General features: G+C 70.5%; 15 protein-coding genes. 5 read left to right on the plus strand and 10 right to left on the minus strand.

All coding sequences use genetic code 11. The annotated features are described in order from the left end of the window. Position 1: 1 nt before the first annotated feature. The 6 genes from ABEB17_RS18200 to ABEB17_RS18225 form a co-directional block, all read right to left on the minus strand. The gene (locus ABEB17_RS18200; RefSeq protein WP_345718168.1) at positions 2 to 514 is read right to left on the minus strand and encodes a DUF1269 domain-containing protein; all 513 of its coding nucleotides are present in this window, start codon (positions 512 to 514) and stop codon (positions 2 to 4) included. Next, positions 507 to 2,912, minus strand: a complete 2,406-nt coding sequence (locus ABEB17_RS18205; RefSeq protein ID WP_345718169.1) for an arylsulfatase — start codon at positions 2,910 to 2,912, stop codon at positions 507 to 509. Before ABEB17_RS18205 ends, ABEB17_RS18200 begins: the two co-directional genes overlap by 8 nt. Positions 2,913 to 3,033: 121 nt before the next feature. Beyond that, positions 3,034 to 4,353, minus strand: a complete 1,320-nt coding sequence (locus ABEB17_RS18210; RefSeq protein ID WP_345718170.1) for a hypothetical protein — start codon at positions 4,351 to 4,353, stop codon at positions 3,034 to 3,036. Positions 4,354 to 4,455: 102 nt separating this feature from the next. Further along, a complete protein-coding gene (locus ABEB17_RS18215) occupies positions 4,456 to 5,142 on the minus strand; it encodes a flavodoxin family protein (protein WP_345718171.1) in 687 nt (228 codons plus the stop codon). Between the two features lie 184 nt (positions 5,143 to 5,326). Next, a complete protein-coding gene (locus ABEB17_RS18220) occupies positions 5,327 to 6,253 on the minus strand; it encodes an SDR family NAD(P)-dependent oxidoreductase (protein WP_345718172.1) in 927 nt (308 codons plus the stop codon). Further along, entirely contained in the window at positions 6,250 to 7,434 is a 1,185-nt protein-coding gene (locus ABEB17_RS18225; RefSeq protein WP_345718173.1) for a zinc-dependent alcohol dehydrogenase, read from the minus strand. Before ABEB17_RS18225 ends, ABEB17_RS18220 begins: the two co-directional genes overlap by 4 nt. 203 nt (positions 7,435 to 7,637) lie before the next feature. On the opposite strand from ABEB17_RS18225, the gene ABEB17_RS18230 reads away from it, so the two are divergent. The 5 genes from ABEB17_RS18230 to ABEB17_RS18250 all read left to right on the plus strand — a co-directional run bounded on the left by ABEB17_RS18230 (position 7,638) and on the right by ABEB17_RS18250 (position 12,285). Further along, positions 7,638 to 8,081 (plus strand): SRPBCC family protein, encoded by a 444-nt coding sequence (locus ABEB17_RS18230; protein WP_345718174.1) that lies wholly within the window; start codon positions 7,638 to 7,640, stop codon positions 8,079 to 8,081. Between the two features lie 245 nt (positions 8,082 to 8,326). Further along, positions 8,327 to 9,361 (plus strand): glycosyltransferase, encoded by a 1,035-nt coding sequence (locus ABEB17_RS18235; protein WP_345718175.1) that lies wholly within the window; start codon positions 8,327 to 8,329, stop codon positions 9,359 to 9,361. Then, positions 9,358 to 10,443 (plus strand): glycosyltransferase, encoded by a 1,086-nt coding sequence (locus ABEB17_RS18240; protein WP_345718176.1) that lies wholly within the window; start codon positions 9,358 to 9,360, stop codon positions 10,441 to 10,443. Before ABEB17_RS18235 ends, ABEB17_RS18240 begins: the two co-directional genes overlap by 4 nt. Then, a complete protein-coding gene (locus ABEB17_RS18245) occupies positions 10,440 to 11,462 on the plus strand; it encodes a glycosyltransferase (protein ID WP_345718177.1) in 1,023 nt (340 codons plus the stop codon). The genes ABEB17_RS18240 and ABEB17_RS18245 overlap by 4 nt, the downstream gene beginning before the upstream one ends. Next, positions 11,455 to 12,285, plus strand: a complete 831-nt coding sequence (locus ABEB17_RS18250; RefSeq protein WP_345718178.1) for a glycosyltransferase family 2 protein — start codon at positions 11,455 to 11,457, stop codon at positions 12,283 to 12,285. Before ABEB17_RS18245 ends, ABEB17_RS18250 begins: the two co-directional genes overlap by 8 nt. An 18-nt stretch (positions 12,286 to 12,303) precedes the next feature. On the opposite strand, the gene ABEB17_RS18255 is transcribed toward ABEB17_RS18250, so the two are convergent. The 4 genes from ABEB17_RS18255 to ABEB17_RS18270 form a co-directional block, all read right to left on the minus strand. Further along, positions 12,304 to 13,392: a PP2C family protein-serine/threonine phosphatase gene (locus ABEB17_RS18255; RefSeq protein ID WP_345718179.1), complete on the minus strand. Its 1,089-nt coding sequence runs from the start codon at positions 13,390 to 13,392 to the stop codon at positions 12,304 to 12,306. 107 nt (positions 13,393 to 13,499) lie between these two features. Further along, entirely contained in the window at positions 13,500 to 13,889 is a 390-nt protein-coding gene (locus ABEB17_RS18260) for a hypothetical protein (protein ID WP_345718180.1), read from the minus strand. Between the two features lie 99 nt (positions 13,890 to 13,988). Then, positions 13,989 to 14,906, minus strand: coding sequence for a hypothetical protein (locus ABEB17_RS18265; RefSeq protein ID WP_345718181.1), 918 nt, complete (start codon positions 14,904 to 14,906; stop codon positions 13,989 to 13,991). 107 nt (positions 14,907 to 15,013) lie between these two features. Then, positions 15,014 to 16,276, minus strand: a complete 1,263-nt coding sequence (locus ABEB17_RS18270) for a P1 family peptidase (protein WP_345718182.1) — start codon at positions 16,274 to 16,276, stop codon at positions 15,014 to 15,016. Between the last annotated feature and the right edge of the window lie 87 nt (positions 16,277 to 16,363).

Genomic DNA, 16,363 nt, shown 5'->3' on the forward strand with positions numbered 1-16,363 from the left:
CTCAGCCGCCGCTCATACCCGCCTGCGCCTGCGCCAGTGCTTCCTTGAGCTTCTTGGCACCGCCCCCGTCGATCGGGGCGACGGAGCTCCGGACGGCGCTGACGAGCGTGGTCTGCACGGTGGTGCTCTTGGCCCGGTCGTAGATCGCGATGATGCCGGCCGAGCCGGGCGGCAGGGCTGCGCCGAGCTTGTCTCCCAACCCGCTCTCCACCTTGTGCTGGGCGAACTTCCCGATCAGGGCACCGGCCGCCCCACCGACGACCGCCGCCGCGAGCAACGGCGGGGAGAACAGCCCGACGACGAGGCCGACGCCGCCGCCGAGCTTCGCCCCCTTGCGGCCCAGGTGGTCTCCGGTCTCGGTGACCGTGACCTCGCCGTCCGCGTCGACCGAGACCAGGGCCACGCCCTCCACCTCGAGCTCCTTGGCCTCGACGAGGGCGACCAGGGCGTCGAAGTCCTGCTGCGCCAGGTCGGGGATCAGGTAGGCGGCGATGACGACGTCGAAGTCAGGCATTGATACCTCGCACGGTGTCGACCTGGCCGGAATGGGCGTGCAGGTCGATCTCGTCGTCGGCGTCGTCGTGCGGAGCCACGTCGAAGACCACCTTTCTCACTGTTCCGGTGAACGCGAACGGCGCCTTGTCGGCGTACGTGCGGTCGACCACCAGGCCGTTGTCCTGGCCGACGTCCAGACCCGAGTAGCCGCTGAAGCCGAACGGGACGGTGTGGTCCAGCCGCCCGCCACCGACGGGCTCGCCGTTGATGACCAGCGTGACGTCGCCGGGCGTGGCCGGCTTGGCCTCGTCGGCCACGAACCGCATCTGGACGTTCACCTCACCGGTGGGCAGCGGACCGGTCGACTCCTGGCGGTACTCGAACACCCCCAGGAAGGCGTAGGTGTGCTTGAGCTTGCCGTCCTCCACGAACAGCGAGAACCCGCCGAGGTGGTTGGCGTCGGCGACGATGACGCCCTCGGCGCCGCCGTCCGGGATGTGCAGGTCGGCGCTGATCGTGTACGAGTGGTTGTAGATCCGCGGCACGAGCCCGGGCGCGACGTTCTGCACGTTGCCGTAGTAGGTGGTGGTCGTGTTCGACCCGAGCGGCGGCAGGATGCCGAAGAAGGGCGCGAAGCCCGACAGCAAGGGCTTGATGTGGTACTTCTCCGCCTCCTCCCAGAACAGCGCCTGCAGCTCCTTCACCTTCTCCGGGTGCTCGGCCGCCAGGTCGTTCGCCTGTGCGAAGTCGTCCGGCAGGTAGTAGAGCTCGACCGGGTCGTCGTCCGGGTTCCACACGCCCGGCGCGAACGCCTTGAGCATCTCGGGGTCGAGCCGCCAGGGGATCCGCGGCATCCGCATCGAGAGCCACCATCCGTCCTGGTACATGGCCCGGTTGCCGAAGTTCTCAAAGTACTGCTGGGTGTGCCGTTCGGGGGCCTGCGCGTCGGTGAACGAGTCGGCGAAGCTCACCCCGGTCATCGGTTGCTGCTCGATGCCGTCGACCAGGGTGGGCTGCGGGATGCCGGCCAGGTCGAGGATCGTCGGCCCGATGTCGGTGACATGGGTGAACTGCGACCGGATGCTGCCGGCGTCCTGGATCCGCTCGGGCCACCGGACGACGAGCGGGTTGCGGGTGCCCCCCAGGTGCGAGGCGACCTGCTTGCCCCACTGGAAGGGAGTGTTGCTCGCCCAGGCCCAGGCGGTCGAGTAGTGCGGGTACATCATCTCGGTGCCCCAGGCCTCCAGCCCGCCCCACTTGAGCGCGAGCTGCATCTGCTCCTCGTCGGTCAGCGGCAGGCCGTTGACCATCGTCCCCTCGTTGAACGACCCGGTGGGCGTGCCCTCCAGGCTCGCGCCGTTGTCACCCCAGATCCAGACGACGACCGTGTTGTCGAGCTCGCCCATCTCCTCGATCGCGGCCAGCAGCCGGCCGACGTGGTGGTCGGCGTTCTCGGAGTAGCCGGCGTAGACCTCCATCTGGTGCGCGAACAGCCGCTTGGCGTTCTCCGACAACGAGTCCCAGGCCGGCATCTCCGCATCCCGCGGAGTGAGCACGGCATCCTCGGGGACCACCCCGATGGCCTTCTGCCGGGCGAACGTCTCCTCGCGCAGCTGGTCCCACCCCTGGTCGAACTGCCCCTTGTACTTGTCCGACCACTCCTTCGCGACGTGGTGCGGCGCGTGGCTGCAACCCGTGGAGTAGTAGAGCATCCAGGGCTTGTCGGAGTCGTGGCCCCGGACACCGTGCAGCCAGTCGATCGCCTGGTCGGTCATCGCCTCCGGGAAGTAGAACGGCTTGCCGTCCTTGCCTTCCAGCACACCGATGAACTTCTGGTTCTCGGCGATCATGGTGTCGTACTGGCCGGCCTCGGGAGCCAGGAAGCCCCAGTAGTAGTCGAAGCCCCAGGCGTTGGGCCAGTGGTTGAACGGTCCGGCCGGGCCCTGCTCCTTCTCCGGAGTCAGGTGCCACTTGCCGACGCACGCCGTCGAGTACCCGTTCTCGTTCAGCACCTTCGGGAAGGGCGCCGCATCGCGCGGCAGCATCGCCGAGTACCCCGGGAACCCGCAGGAGAACTCCGGGATGCCACCCATGCCCACGGCGTGGTGGTTGCGACCGGTGAGCAGGGCCGCCCGGGTCGGCGAGCACATCGCCGTCACGTGGAAGCGGTTGTAGCGCACGCCCTGCTCGGCCATCCGGTCGTAGTGCGGCGTGCTGATCGGGCCGCCGAAGCCGCTCGGGTTGCCGAACCCGGCGTCGTCGATGAGCACGAGCAGCACGTTCGGCGCCCCCTCGGGGGCCTGGGCGTGGCCGATCAGGCCCCAGTCCGGGGTCGACCCGCCGAGTGTCTTCTCGGCGACGCCCTGGAACGGTGGGCGACGGATGGGCAGGACGGTCCGGTCGAAGTCGTCAGTCATGTCAGCCCTCGTGTCTCGTCGCCGTCATCATGACTCGTTCGCCCGCAATGGTGCGCGCGTTCTGTAACCCTCTCCCCTTCGCGTTCGACGGGGACCACCCGTTCTGGGTGAATACTCCTACTCAACCGCTCGGCGTCGCGGTCCCGGTGGCTGCGGCGTCCCCCACGACACCTAGACGGAAACCAAGCCATGGGTAGTAGCGGGTGAAGAGCCAGTCCCCCGGTGCAGGGCCGAAGGCCGAGATCTCCACCTGATAGGCGGGCGCGTTCGCCACACCCCCGTGGTAGTAGTGCCAGTCCCGCACGAAGTTGTAGCCCTCCGGCTGCGGCACAACGCTGTCGAGGACCTCCACGACGTTCCCGCCCTGGTCGTAGGTGCCCCATGGTGAGGGAGTCTTCGCCTGCCCCACGGTGCTGACGTTCGCCATGTACAGGGACGGGAGGTCCAGCCCCGGCGGGAGCTCGGTCGGGAACACCTTGGCGCAGGTCGGTCCCGCCTGTGAGGGGCACCACGTGGGTGCGGCACCGGTCGGCGATCCTGGGGTGTCGTTCGAGCCATTCGGGTCGTTCGGGTTGTACGTGGCCAACGGCTGGTCGCTGGCGTTCGTCACGTCACCGGTCTTCGGGTCGAGCACGGTGGGATTCGGTGGGTTGAGAGGCCCGGTGGGGTAGGCCCAGTACGAGTTGGTCCCACCGCCCTTCGGGTCGTAGTACGCGGCCTTGATCCACTCGTCGTTACTGGAGATCACGAACCCGGTCTTCGCGGTGCGGGTGGGGGCCTCGGTCCTCATGTCGTACATACCCTTTTCGGTCTCGGGCGAGAGTTGGACCTGGTATGTGACGTAGTTGAAGCCGTTTGACGATGACGGCGTGCTCGACAGGATCTTGCCGTTGGTCAGCGAGTTCGCGAAGCGGGCGCCGCGGCTGAAGTCCCCGAAGTTGAAGGGCTTCTGCGCCCATTCGGGGTACGCCACGGCGTAGTGCGCACCGGCGCTAGCGCTCGGGTTGTAGCTGATCGACCCGTACTGGGGCCAAACCGTAGGGCTCATGTTGTCGTAGTAGAGATTGCGCAGGTTCTTGCCTTCGCGGTCGGCGGTGTTGAGGAAGGTCACGTACTGGCTCACGGTGGTCTCAAACTCACCGATGCCGTACGGATAGGCAACCGCGCCCACGGTCAGACACTTAGGCGGCGGCTTCGGAGCCTCCGCACAGGTCTGGTAGATGCCTGTGCCCTTCGGCGGGTCGACGAACTGGCCCTTGGGACCGCCGAACGTCTGAATGACACCCACGGACTTGTTGCCCGGGTCACCAACCTGTGCCATGGCGATCGTCACGATGCCGCCCAGCGCGCTCGATCCGCTGGTGGCTGCCGCGCTCGACGAACTCGCCGCCTTGTGATCTCCGGATGAGCAACCAGCCGCGACCAGGCAGGTGACGACCACGACGGCCAGTCTCCATGCGTTTGACCTTTGCATGCTGCACCCCAAACAAGTCGGTCTCCGGTGGAACCAGGACAACGTGGCTGTGCCAGGCCCGCTGGAACCTCAGGCGGCCTTGGTGGCTCCGGCCCGATCGGCCAACTGGTCTGCGAAAGCCTTGGACTTGTCGGCGTAGTCATCGGTCAGGTTCGGCTTCGGGATCGGCACACCGAGGTAGTGGCTCCGGTTCTCACCGGTCCCCAGGTAGCTGATCAACGACAGCAGTGATCGGATCTGACCACCGAGGGCCTTGAAGTGGATGCCGTCAACCCAGACGCCACCCTGCTTGGCTCCCATGCGCCGGACGCTCTTGAGGTTGCTCTTCCAGTACCGCCGGCAGACGACGTACGCGCCGAACGGCGTGCTGGACAGCAGCGCCTTGGTCGAGTCGGCCTTCAGGAACGAGCGGATCGGCATGCAGGTGGTGAGCCACCACGTCGCCGAGCCAACGCAAACCAGGTCGTATCCACCGCGCTGCGCTTCCTCGGGGATGCGGATCTCGCCGGTTGCCCGACGCAGCTGAGCCGGGAGCATCCGAACGATGTCGAAGATCCGGTGCTTGAGCGGAAACACCGCGAACCGCTCGATGTAACGCTTGTCGGTGAACTCGATGGCCGCTGTGGTCACCTTGCACCCGCGCTCGCGCAGCCGGTCGGCGACGACGTCGGCGACCTTCCGGTTCTGCTGCGTAAACGAGTAATAGACGACCAGGACCTTGGGATTCGTCGCCGTGCTGACCTGCTCGTCACTCATGAGGGTCCCTCTCGGGTGTCGACATCGAGACCAGGTCATCCTTCGGTGGTCCCGACTGCCCTCCGATGATCCCCACCATGGGGACCCAGCGGCTCACCCTCAGTGGGTAAGCGTGGACTCCCCGGCCAGACCGCGGGCGGGACCCGCGCGGCGAGTGGGGTGCTCGCAGCGGGTCCTCGCTTGATCAGCGCCGCCGGAGGTTGGTCAGGCCGGGATGACGCCCGCGCAGCGCGTTGAGTGCCGCGTTCGGCCGCAGCACGTTGCCACTGGTCGGCGGGACGTTCTCGCGTTCTTTCGTCACCAGGTTGAACAGCGGGGTGACGATCGCGTCGTAGAGCGACGGCAGCAGCGCGAACCCGAGGGCCATCACCGCGTTGGTGATCCCGACGTCCAGCCGCTTGGGCGGCCTGTTCAGTGACTGGACGATCCGATGGGCCACCGTCTCCGGTGCGTAGATCGGCGGCGGCGGCTTGCCGACGTGGCCGTTGTAGGTGGCCGCCTGCGGGTAGATGGGGGTGTCGATCCCGCCGGGCGTGACGAGGGTGATGTGCACGCCGGAACGGTCGCGGTTCTCGATCTGCAGGTGCCGCGCGAGCGACCGGATGGCCCACTTGCTCACGGCGTACGCGCTCATCTCCGGGACGGCGAGCGCCCCGACGACCGACCCGATCAGCACGATGCGACCGTCGTTGCGGTCGCGCATGCCCGGCAGCACGGCGCGGACGACGTTGGCCGTGCCCAGCACGTTCGTGGCCAGCACGCCGTCGAACACCTCCGGCGGCACGTCCTCGAACCGGCCGTAGGCGGCGACGCCTGCGGACTGGACGACGACGTCGATCGGTCCCTGACGGCGTTCGACGTCGCGGACGGCCGCCTCGACAGCCGCACCGTCGGCGACGTCGGCGGCGAAGGTCGTGACCGAGGCGGCGCCCGCAGTGCGGCACTCAGACGCCGTCCGGTCCAACGGCTCCTTGCTCCGCGCGAGCAGGGCGAGGTGGTCCCCGGCGGCGGCCAGCTCGCGCGCCAACGCCAGTCCGATCCCACTCGTCGCACCGGTGACCAGGACCACGCGCGGGGTGGCGTCGTCCCCCTTGGCGGGATCAGCGGTCACGGCTGCAGGACGACCTTGATGCAGCCGTCCTCCTTGCGCTGGAACAGGTCGTACGCGGCCGGGGCGTCCTGCAGCGGCAGGTGGTGCGTCGCGAGGGACTCGAGTCCGAGTGGGTCGCCGTCAGCCAGCGCGACGGGCCAGATCTCGTCGATCCAGCGCTTCACGTGGCACTGACCCATCCGCAGCTGGATCCCGCGGTCGAACATCTCCATCATCGGCATCGGGTCCATCTCGCCGCCGTAGACCCCGCTCACGGAGACGGTCCCGCCACGCCGGACCGCCTTGAGACTGGTGTACAGGGCAGCGAGGCGATCCACGGCCATCCGGTCGGTCAACGGCTTCGCCACCGCGTCCGGGAGCAGGCCGACGGCCGTGTGGGCGAGCTTGCCGACCGGCGACCCGTGCGCCTCCATCCCGACCGCCTCGAGCACGCCGTCCGGGCCACGGCCACCGGTGAGCTCGATGAGCGCGCCGTCGACGTCGTCCAAGCCGCTGATGTCGAGCGTCTCGACACCGTACGCGGCGGCGAGCTTGAGGCGCTCCGGCACGAGGTCGACACCGATGACTCGGCCGACGCCCTGGTGCAGCGCGATGCGGGCGGCCAGCTGGCCCACCGGACCGAGACCGATGACCGCCAGGGTCCCGCCGGGCTCGACGTCGGCGTAGGCCACGCCCTGCCAGGCGGTCGGCAGGATGTCGGACAGGTACAGGACCCGCTCGTCGGGCACGCCGTCGGGGACGACGATCGGGCCGAACTGGGCCTGGGGCACCCGCAGGTACTCGGCCTGACCGCCCGGGACGGACCCGTAGAGCTCGGTGTACCCGAACAGCGCGGCCCCCTTGCCCTGCGCGGTGACCTGGGTGGTCTCGCACTGCGCGAACAGTCCGCGCGAGCACATCCAGCAGGTCCCGCACGAGATGTTGAACGGCACCACCACGCGGTCTCCGGGCTTGATCTGGGAGACCTGGGACCCGACCTCCTCCACCACGCCCATCGTCTCGTGCCCCAGGACGTCGCCGGGGGCCAGGAACGATCCGAGGACCTCGTACAGGTGCAGGTCACTCCCGCAGATCGCCGTCGAGGTGACCTTGATGATGGCGTCGGTCGGCTCGAGGATCTTCGGGTCCGGGACCTCTAGGACCTGGACGTCCCGCTTGCCCTGCCACGTCAGTGCTCGCATCTGATTCATCCCTACGTCACGGGTATCTCCGCAACTCTGGGTTGAATCACGACTCCGTGACGCTGACACGCGGCCAGGGCGTCGGCCACCCGAGCGCGCCAAGCGCGCCAAAGTCACTCCGCCAGCGTCGGGCCGCAGGCTCCGACCACGCCACCGGGAGAGACCAACGCGCGGTAAGCGTGGCGCGGGGTGAGGGTTGGCCCATGGCAGAGGCGAGCGTGACCGTGTCCGCGTCCCCGGAGCGGCTCTTCGAGGTGCTGTCCGACGGCTGGCAGTTCGCGGGCTGGGTGGTCGGGTCCGCCAACGTCCGGGCCGTCGAGACCGGCTGGCCGCGCCCGGGTTCACGGCTCCACCACGCCGTCGGCGTCTGGCCGGCGACGCTGAAGGGCGAGACCACCGTCGAGGTGTGCCAGGCGCCCACGCACCTGGCGCTGCTGGCCCGAGGCCGGCCGCTCGGCGAGGCCAGGGTGGACCTTCGTCTCGCGCGGACCGCCGCCGGGACCGTGGTCACCATGGGCGAGGTCCCGGTCAGCGGGCCGGGCAAGTGGGCGCAGAACCCCTTGCTGGACAGCCTCCTGCACGCCCGCATCGTGGAGTCGTTGCGCCGGCTGGCCGCGTTGGCCGAGCATCCCGAGGTCCCGGCCTGACTCGTCCAAGATCGACGGGCGGCCCCGTGGAACCGGCCCCATGCTCAGGGAGCGGTCAAGCCATGGCCCGACGGCCTGAGGACGTCGTTCTCCGAGCGCGCGAAGGCAGGCCGCCCGTCGATCAGCGCGCGCACCCGTGCCGCCGCCGCCGCACCGATCCACCAGGAGCCTGCGTGTCCACCGCCACCCCGACCACCCCCGCGCCGACTCGTGCGGCCGCTACCAGGCCCCTCACCGTCGCGTCCGTGCCGAGCGGACACGTCTACGTCCGCCACCTGTCGCCGCCCGCCGCTCCGACCGGGTCGCTCGTCCGACTGCCCGACCCCTCGAACCCGTGGTGGCCACCGGTCGCGCTGGACGCCGGTTGGATCCGGGCCCACGCCGACACGTTCGACCTGATGCACGTGCACTTCGGCTTCGACGCCCTCGCGCCGGCGGAGCTCGCCGCGATCGTCGCGGCCCTGCGAGAAGCGGGCAAGCCGCTCGTGCTGACCGTGCACGACCTGCGCAACCCGCACCACCCGACCCGCCACCTGCACGACGAACAGCTCGGGGTGCTCGTCCCGGCGGCCGACGCCCTGCTGACCCTCACCGAGGGGGCGGCGCGCGAGATCCAGTCCCGGTGGGGACGACGCGCGCTCGTCGTCCCTCATCCGCACGTGCTCGACCTGGCGGAGATGGGACGCCGCGAACGCAGCCGGTCCGATGCGCCTCCGACGGGCGGCGACTTCCTGGTCGGCGTGCACCTGAAGAGCATGCGCGCGTGCATGTCCGGAGTCCCCGTGGTCAACGCCCTCCTGCACGTCGTCGACACCCAGCCTGGTGTACGGCTGCGCGTCGACGCCCACCGCGACATCGTCGAACCGGCCGGCGCGCGGTACCAGCCGCAGCTGGCGGCGACCCTGGAGCGGGCCGCCGGTAGCGGGGCGGACGTCCGGGTGCACGACTACTTCTCCGACTCCGAGCTGTGGGACTACCTGAGCGACCTCGACCTGTCGGTACTGCCGTACCGGTTCGGGACGCACTCCGGCTGGCTCGAGGCGTGCCGGGACCTCGGCACGGCGGTCGCAGCGCCCCGGTGCGGCTACTACGCAGACCAGGGCGCGATCGTGTCCTTCGACCTCGACGAGCACGCCCTGGACGTCACCTCCTTGGCGCAGGCAGTGGCCGCGGCTCGCAGTGCGGGACCACCGGAGCCGCTCAGCGTGGCGTTCCGAACCGAGCAGCGCGCCGACATCGCCGCGACCCACGCACGCGTCTACGCGGCCCTGCTGCCGTGACAGCCTCGCCCTTGCGCATCGCCCTCGTCGCCGGCACCCGGTTCCCCGTGGCCGAGCCGTTCGCCGGCGGGATGGAGGCCCACACCTGGCTGCTGGCACAGGGTCTGACGGAGCGCGGCCACGACGTGACCGTGTTCGCCGCCCCCGGGTCGGACCCGTCCATCGCGCGCATCGAGGTGATCGACGGCGGCCGCTTCGAGCCGAGCGCCCGCGCCCGGGCGGACGTGTCGATGCCACCGGACCGGTTCCTGCGCGAGCACCACGCCTACCAGTCGCTCATGCTCCGGCTGGCCGCAGACACGACCTTCGACGTCGTCCACCTGAACACGCTGCACCACCTACCGGTGGCCATGGCGGAGCTGCTACCTCGGCCACCGCTGCTCACGCTGCACACCCCACCCACCCCCTGGTTGGAGTCGGCACTGACGCTGGGAACGACCGTCCGGCCGGTCGCGGTGTCGCAGCACACGGCCGACGCCTGGCGCCCGATGACCGGTCCGATCCCGGTGCTGCACAACGGGATCGACCTCCAGCGCTGGACCGCCGGGCCGGGTGGGGCCGGTGCGGTCTGGACGGGGCGGCTGGTGCCGGAGAAGGCGCCGCACCTCGCCGTCACGGCGTGCCGGCGTGCCGGGCTCCCGCTGCGGTTGGCGGGCCCGGCGCCCGACGAGCACTACCTGCGCACGGTCCTGATGCCGATGCTGGGCCCTGACGCCGAGTGGGTGGGGCACCTGGACCACGACGCACTGCGGCGGCTGGTCGGGGCCGCCGCGGTCTGCGTCGTGACCCCGTGCTGGGACGAGCCCTTCGGCCTCGTCGTCGCCGAGGCGCTGGCCGCCGGCACGCCGGTGGCCGCCTTCCGCCGAGGTGCCCTGGCCGAATTGGTCACGCCGGAGTGCGCGGTCCTCGTGGACGGAGGGGACGTCGACGCCCTCGCCGTCGCCATCCGCTCGGCGAGCCGGCTCGACCGCGGTGCCGCCCGGCGCCACGCGGAGCTGTCGGTGGACTCGCGGCGGATGGTGGCCGGCTACGAGCAGCTCTACCGCGCCGACGCCCCCGTCGAGGCGCCGATGGCCTCGTGATCGGCTACTACGCGCACCACCAGGGTGCCGGACACGTCCAGCGCGCTGGGCAGGTGGCGCGGCGGGTGAGCGGCCCGATCACGGTCCTCAGCTCGGCCGACCCCGGGCCCGGCGTGCCCTGGCTCAGGCTCGGGCGGGACGACGTCCCTGCTCCCGGACCGCAGGACGACGTGACCGCGCACAGCGCGCTGCACTGGGCACCGTTGCGACACCAGGGTTTTCGCCGCCGGATGGCCACGCTCGGCCGCTGGCTCGACGACGAAGCGGCTGACCTGCTCGTCAGTGACGTCTCCGTCGAGGTACTCGCCCTGGCCCGCCTGCTGTCCGTCCCGTCCGTGGCGGTGGCGATGCGCGGTGACCGCCTGGACGCCCCGCACGCCCTCGGGTACGACCTGGCCAGCCACATCGTCGCGCCGTGGCCGGAGTCGACCCAGCAGCCGTGGCCGCCCCAGTGGTTGGAGCGCACCACGTGGGTCGGCCCGATCAGCCGGCACGACGCGCGCGCAGTCGTACGGACACGCTGCGAGACCGGCGGACGATGCGTGCTGCTGCTGCTGGGCCGTGGTGGCGACGCGATGCGCAGGACCGACCTCGTCGAGGCGGCCGGAGTGCCCGACACGCACTGGCACGTGGCCGGTGACCTGACCGGCAACCGCCCGGCGGGCCGCCCGGCGACCCTGGACCTGGTCGGCTGGCTGGACGACCCCTGGCCGTACCTCTGCCAGGCGGACGTCGTCGTCGCCACGGCGGGAAACAACGCCATCGCGGACGCCGCGGCTGCTCGCAAGCCCCTGGTCGCTGTCCCGCAGCCGCGGCCCTTCGGAGAGCAGGAGAGCCACGCCAGGACCCTGGTGTCCCACGGCCTGGCAGTCCTGGCCGAGCCGTGGCCGGACCGGCGTGCGTGGCCGGACCTGTTGGACCAGGCGATGAGACTCGGTGGTGCGGGGTGGGCGCGCTACCACGACGGCGGTGGCGCGCAACGGATGGCGACCGCGCTGGAGGAGTGGTCTCGTGCCTGAGATCTCCGTGATCACGACCGTGCACGGACGCCTGGACCACCTGCGCCAGATGCGGCGCGGGCTGGCCCGGCAGGGTGTGCACGCCGAGCACGTGGTGGTGCAGATGGGCGGCCCCTCTCCGTGGCCCGACGTCGTGGGCGCCCCAGCGGTCGTCCCGGTCGAGATCCCTGTGGACGACGACGAGCAGGGCCGCCCCCGGCTCCCGCTCGCCGCGGCGCGCAACGCCGGGGCGGCGGCAGCCGTCGGCGACCTCCTGGTGTTCCTGGACGTCGACTGCATCCCCAGCAGCCAGCTGCTGCGTCGCTACGCGGCAGCGGCGCGGACGGCACGGGGGCTGCTCTGCGGACCTGTCGCCTACCTTCCGGAGGACTTCGACGCGCGCGTCGCGAACGAGGCAGCGCTGGGTGCCGCCGCCGCGCCGCACCCAGCCCGACCCGATCCGCCGGCCGGTCAGTTGCTGGGCGAGGACCGCTACGAGCTGTTCTGGTCGCTCTCGTTCGCCATCCGACGCGGCGACTACGAGGCGCTCGGCGGCTTCTGCGAGGAGTTCGTCGGCTACGGCGCCGAGGACACCGACCTGGCGTTCATGGCCAGGGAGCTCGGCACGCCGTTCACCTGGGTCGGCGGCGCTGTCGCCTGGCACCAGTACCACCCGACCCAGAACCCACCGCGCCAGCACGTCGAGGCGATCGTGCGCAACGCCACCGTGTTTCGTGAACGGTGGGGCACGTGGCCGATGCAGGGGTGGCTGCGGGACTTCGCGCAGGAGGGCCTCGTCCACTGGGACCCGGACCGGGGCGAGCTGCGACTGCCGGGGGACTAGAGCGAACGCGGGTGCCGCTCAGCCCTGCAGCAGGAAGTGGTCGCGCGGGTCGCGCTCGCCCGCCTGGGTGCCGGCATTCTCGAGCAGGACGACCGCCAGGTCGTCGGTGGCGTCCTGGCCGACGGTGTAGTCGCGGACGATGCGGAGCAACGCATCCACGGCATCGGCGACGGTGCCCGTCTCGAGCTGCGCCGCCAAGGGAGCGACGGGCAGGAACTCACCGGCACCGTCCCGCGCCTCGCTCAGACCGTCCGTGTAGAGGAGCAAGCGGCTGCCGAGCTCCCAGGGCACCGTGCGCTCCTCGTAGAGGTCGGACAGCCCGAGCGGCAGGCCCGGCGGGGCGTCAAGCAGGACGCCCCCGTGCGCCGGCCTGATGAGCAGCGGCGGCGGGTGCCCGCAGCTGACGATCGTCAGCTCGCGTTCGCCCACCTCGACCAGCACCGCGGTGGCGAAGTCCTCGTCACCGAGGAACGGCACCAGGTACCGGCTCATCGAGCCGGCCACGGACGCGAGCCCGGTGCTACCAGCCGCCGCCTGACGGAACGCCCGAATGACGCGCGCGGCCTGCTCGACCGCCCCCACGCCCTTGCCGCGTACGTCCCCCACGACGAAGTACGTGCGGTCGGCCGAGTGGTAGTAGTCGAACAGGTCGCCACCGACGAGCGCGTCCTGCCCGGCCGCGACGTAGGTGGCGGCCACCTTCACCGGTCCCACCTGCGGCGGCACGACGGGCAGGATCGTCCGCTGGGCCACCTCCGCGATGCGCGCGACCCGCGCGAAGCGCCGCTCACGCCGTACCCGCACCTCGGCCATGACCACCGCCACCACCGCGATCAGCGCGACGTTGACCAGGCGCACCGCGTGCTGCTCGGTCCCGAGCGTTCCCGTCCAGACGCCTGACAGGACCGACAGACCGATCGCGGCCAGGCCCACCAGGGCGGTCCCGAACGCCGGGACGGCCGCGCACGCGATGAGCGGGGCCATCCCGTACAGCGCGGACAGGACCAGTGTCGGCTCACGTCCCGCGGCGATCTGGGCCGCGACCACGAGCGCCAGCCAGCAGACAGCCGCAAGTGCGCCCACCCGGGCTCGCCGCTGCTCACTCATCTCGACAGCCTGTCACAGAACCACGCTCGGTAACACACGCAGCACTGTCCGTTATGACCACCTTCGGTAGGGACGACGGACCGCGAACGTCGATCACATGCCAGGGGTCAGTCCGACTGGTGGGTCCTGCTCGAGATCGGATGCCGGAGGCTCGCAGCCAGGCAGTGCCGGCAGGTGCAGTGCCAGGTATGAGGTTCCGCCGCCTCGGCGGGTGCATAGAGCACGTCGTGCCGGCTGGTGGCCATCGCCCGGATCTCGACGACCGCTCCGAGCGGCTCGAACAGCTCGATGGCCTGCCGGACCGCCTCGGCCAGGGAGCTCGCCAGCACCGCGACCGCGACCAGCACGTGGCCCGGCTCGTGCTGTCCGCCCTCGGCGAGGACCTGCGGTGAGTGGTCCGCAAGCTCGTCCAGAACCCGGTGGACCGCCCCGGGATCCGCCAGATCGAGGTTGCTCGCAACGACGGCGGTCACGCTGTACTCCGTGTGCTGCGCCATCCTGGCGTTCCTCTCCTGGGCTGTGCCGGCCCCTGTGCCAGCCCTGTGCCAGCGTGGCCCTGGCCGCCCGCCGGGGCAAGACCCCAGCACGGCCGGACGCTAGGTCTTCAGCGTCGCCGAGGCCGAGCCGCCGAAGTTGCTCCGCACGCTGATCTGCACCGGGTTGAAGACGAAGCCGCGCTGGTCGACGTACCGCCCCCCTCCCTTGTTCGTGAGGTCGAACAGCGGCGCCCCCGAGGCCGAGAACACGGTGAGGATGGCGTTCGGGTTGGTGCTGGTCGCCTCGATCGTCAGCAGACCCTTCTTCCAGGTGGCCTTCGTGATCCGCACGACGTCGGCAGCCGGTGGCGCGCCGGGCGTCACGACGACGGTCGCGGTCCTCGTGAGGCCGAACCAGCTGGCCGTGACCGTGACGGCCGTCGCCGAGGTGACCGGCGAGGTCGCGAGGTTGAACGTGCTCGTGGCGGTGTTGGCGCTGACGACGGTCTCCTGCGGGACCCGGGCGATGTCGGGCCGGCCGCTCGACAGCTGGACGACGGCGCCCTGGGGCACCGCAGCGGTGAACCGCACGGTGCCGGTGGCGTTCTGCCCCCCGACGACCGACGTCGGGACGAACGAGACCGAGGTCAGCGAGGGGCCGGCCGGCGTCGCGGGGTTCACCGAGAGGAGGTGGGTTCGGGAGATGTTGTCGGGAGTCGCGGCCATGATCTGCACGATCTCTGGCGCCGCCGCAGCGTTCGAGGTGATGGTGAAGCTGCCCGTGGTCTGCCCGGCTGCGATGGTGATCGACACCGGCACCTGGGCCGCGGCGGGATCGCCGGAGAACAACCGCACGACAGTCGGGGCGGAATCAGGGAAGCCGAGGTCCACGGTGCCCGTCGTCGACTGGCCGGCGCGCACGGAGTCCGGGTTGATTGAGAGCGCCCCGATACTGCCGGAGGCCATCGCCGAGGTCGGGAACGCGACGGTCAGCGCTCCGAGGATCACCATGCTGAGGAGGACTCCGAGGCGGCGCATCGCGCATCCCCTTCCGATGAGGCAGCTCACTGACGTGACTCACCCGGTGACACGAGCTGACTCGGCATCCGGTTCAACGCGCGAGCGCCTGCGGTGTCGATCCTGACTTACCCGGAGAACCCCGGTCCGTACAGCTGGTGCTCCTGGACGATCTCGACGAGGCGGTCCAGCGGCAGCTGGTACAGGGTGGTCTGGAAACCGGCGAGGGTGCGCGCCTTGGTCGCGGAGTTGTGCGCGGCCTCCTGGAACGCCTCCGACACCGCGTGCATGAAGGGCGTGATCTCAGCGTCCGGGATGGACGTCGCCGAGTAGTAGTCCGGGACCTCGTCCTGTCGCACGTCGTTGGCCGTCGAGAACGCCAGGTACATGTCGCCCGAGTTGTTGTCGGCGATGCCTCCGGTGGCGCCGAGCCCGATCCCCGCCCGCATGGCGAGGCGCTTGCACTGGGCGGGGAGGAAGGGCGCGTCCGTGGCGACGATGGCGATGCACGAGTGGTGCCCGGCCGGGGGGCCCGAGCGCGGCACCTCGTCGTAGGTGATCTCCTTGCCGACGGGGGCGCCGTTGACCCGGTAGTACTCGCGCTGGCGGCTGCCGTAGTTGGTCTGCACGAAGACCCCGACCGTGTAGTCCTTGCCGGCGTACCGGACGATCCGGGACGACGTCCCGCTGCCGCCCTTGAAGTCGAAGTAGTGCATGCCGGTGCCACCACCGACGTTCCCCTCCTGCACCGGGCCGCTCCTGGCGCTGGCATAGGCGTGCCGCACGTGCTCGTCCTTGATCCAGGACCGGGACAGGTCGTTCATCGACCCGTCGTAGGTCTCGGCGACGACCGGCAGCAGGAACTCCAGGTCCGGCAACGTCTCCAGGCCGATCTTGATCAAGGCGTCCCGGACGATGCCGACCTGGCTCGTCGTGGTGATCCCGATGACGGAGGTGAGCATCCCGGTCTCGTCGATCCAGTGCGTGCCCGTCATCTCGCCGTTGCCGTTGTGCGAGAACCAGCCCGCGTGGCACCAGTTGTTCTGCATGGGCTCGCTGCGCGGCTTGATGATCGTCACGCCGGTGCGGGCGATGCCGGGCCGGTCGAAGTTCAGCGTCGTGTAGCCGACCTGGACGCCGGGGACGTCGGTGATGGCGTTGTGGCGGCCGGTGGGCAAGGTGCCGATGATGATGCCCAGCTCGCGCAGGCGGAACCGCTCTCCCCGCTTGATCCGGGCCAGCATCTGCGGCGAGAGCGGCTTCACGCTGACCGCTGCGTGCGCTGGCGTGGCGCCGGCGAGCTGGGTACCCGCCAGCGCTGCGGCGGCCGCGGAGTAGCCCAGAACGTTTCGGCGGGAGACCCCGCCCGGGCGGGGGTTGTCGCTGGACATGGCGCCGACCTTTCAGCGACCGGCGGCGGACCCCGTTGTCCGCGAAGGGGCGATCGCGAGGATTGCCCGACCGTACTCCAGGTCCGA

Origin of the sequence: Angustibacter luteus (assembly GCF_039541115.1) — a bacterium.
Classification (GTDB): domain Bacteria; phylum Actinomycetota; class Actinomycetes; order Actinomycetales; family Angustibacteraceae; genus Angustibacter; species Angustibacter luteus.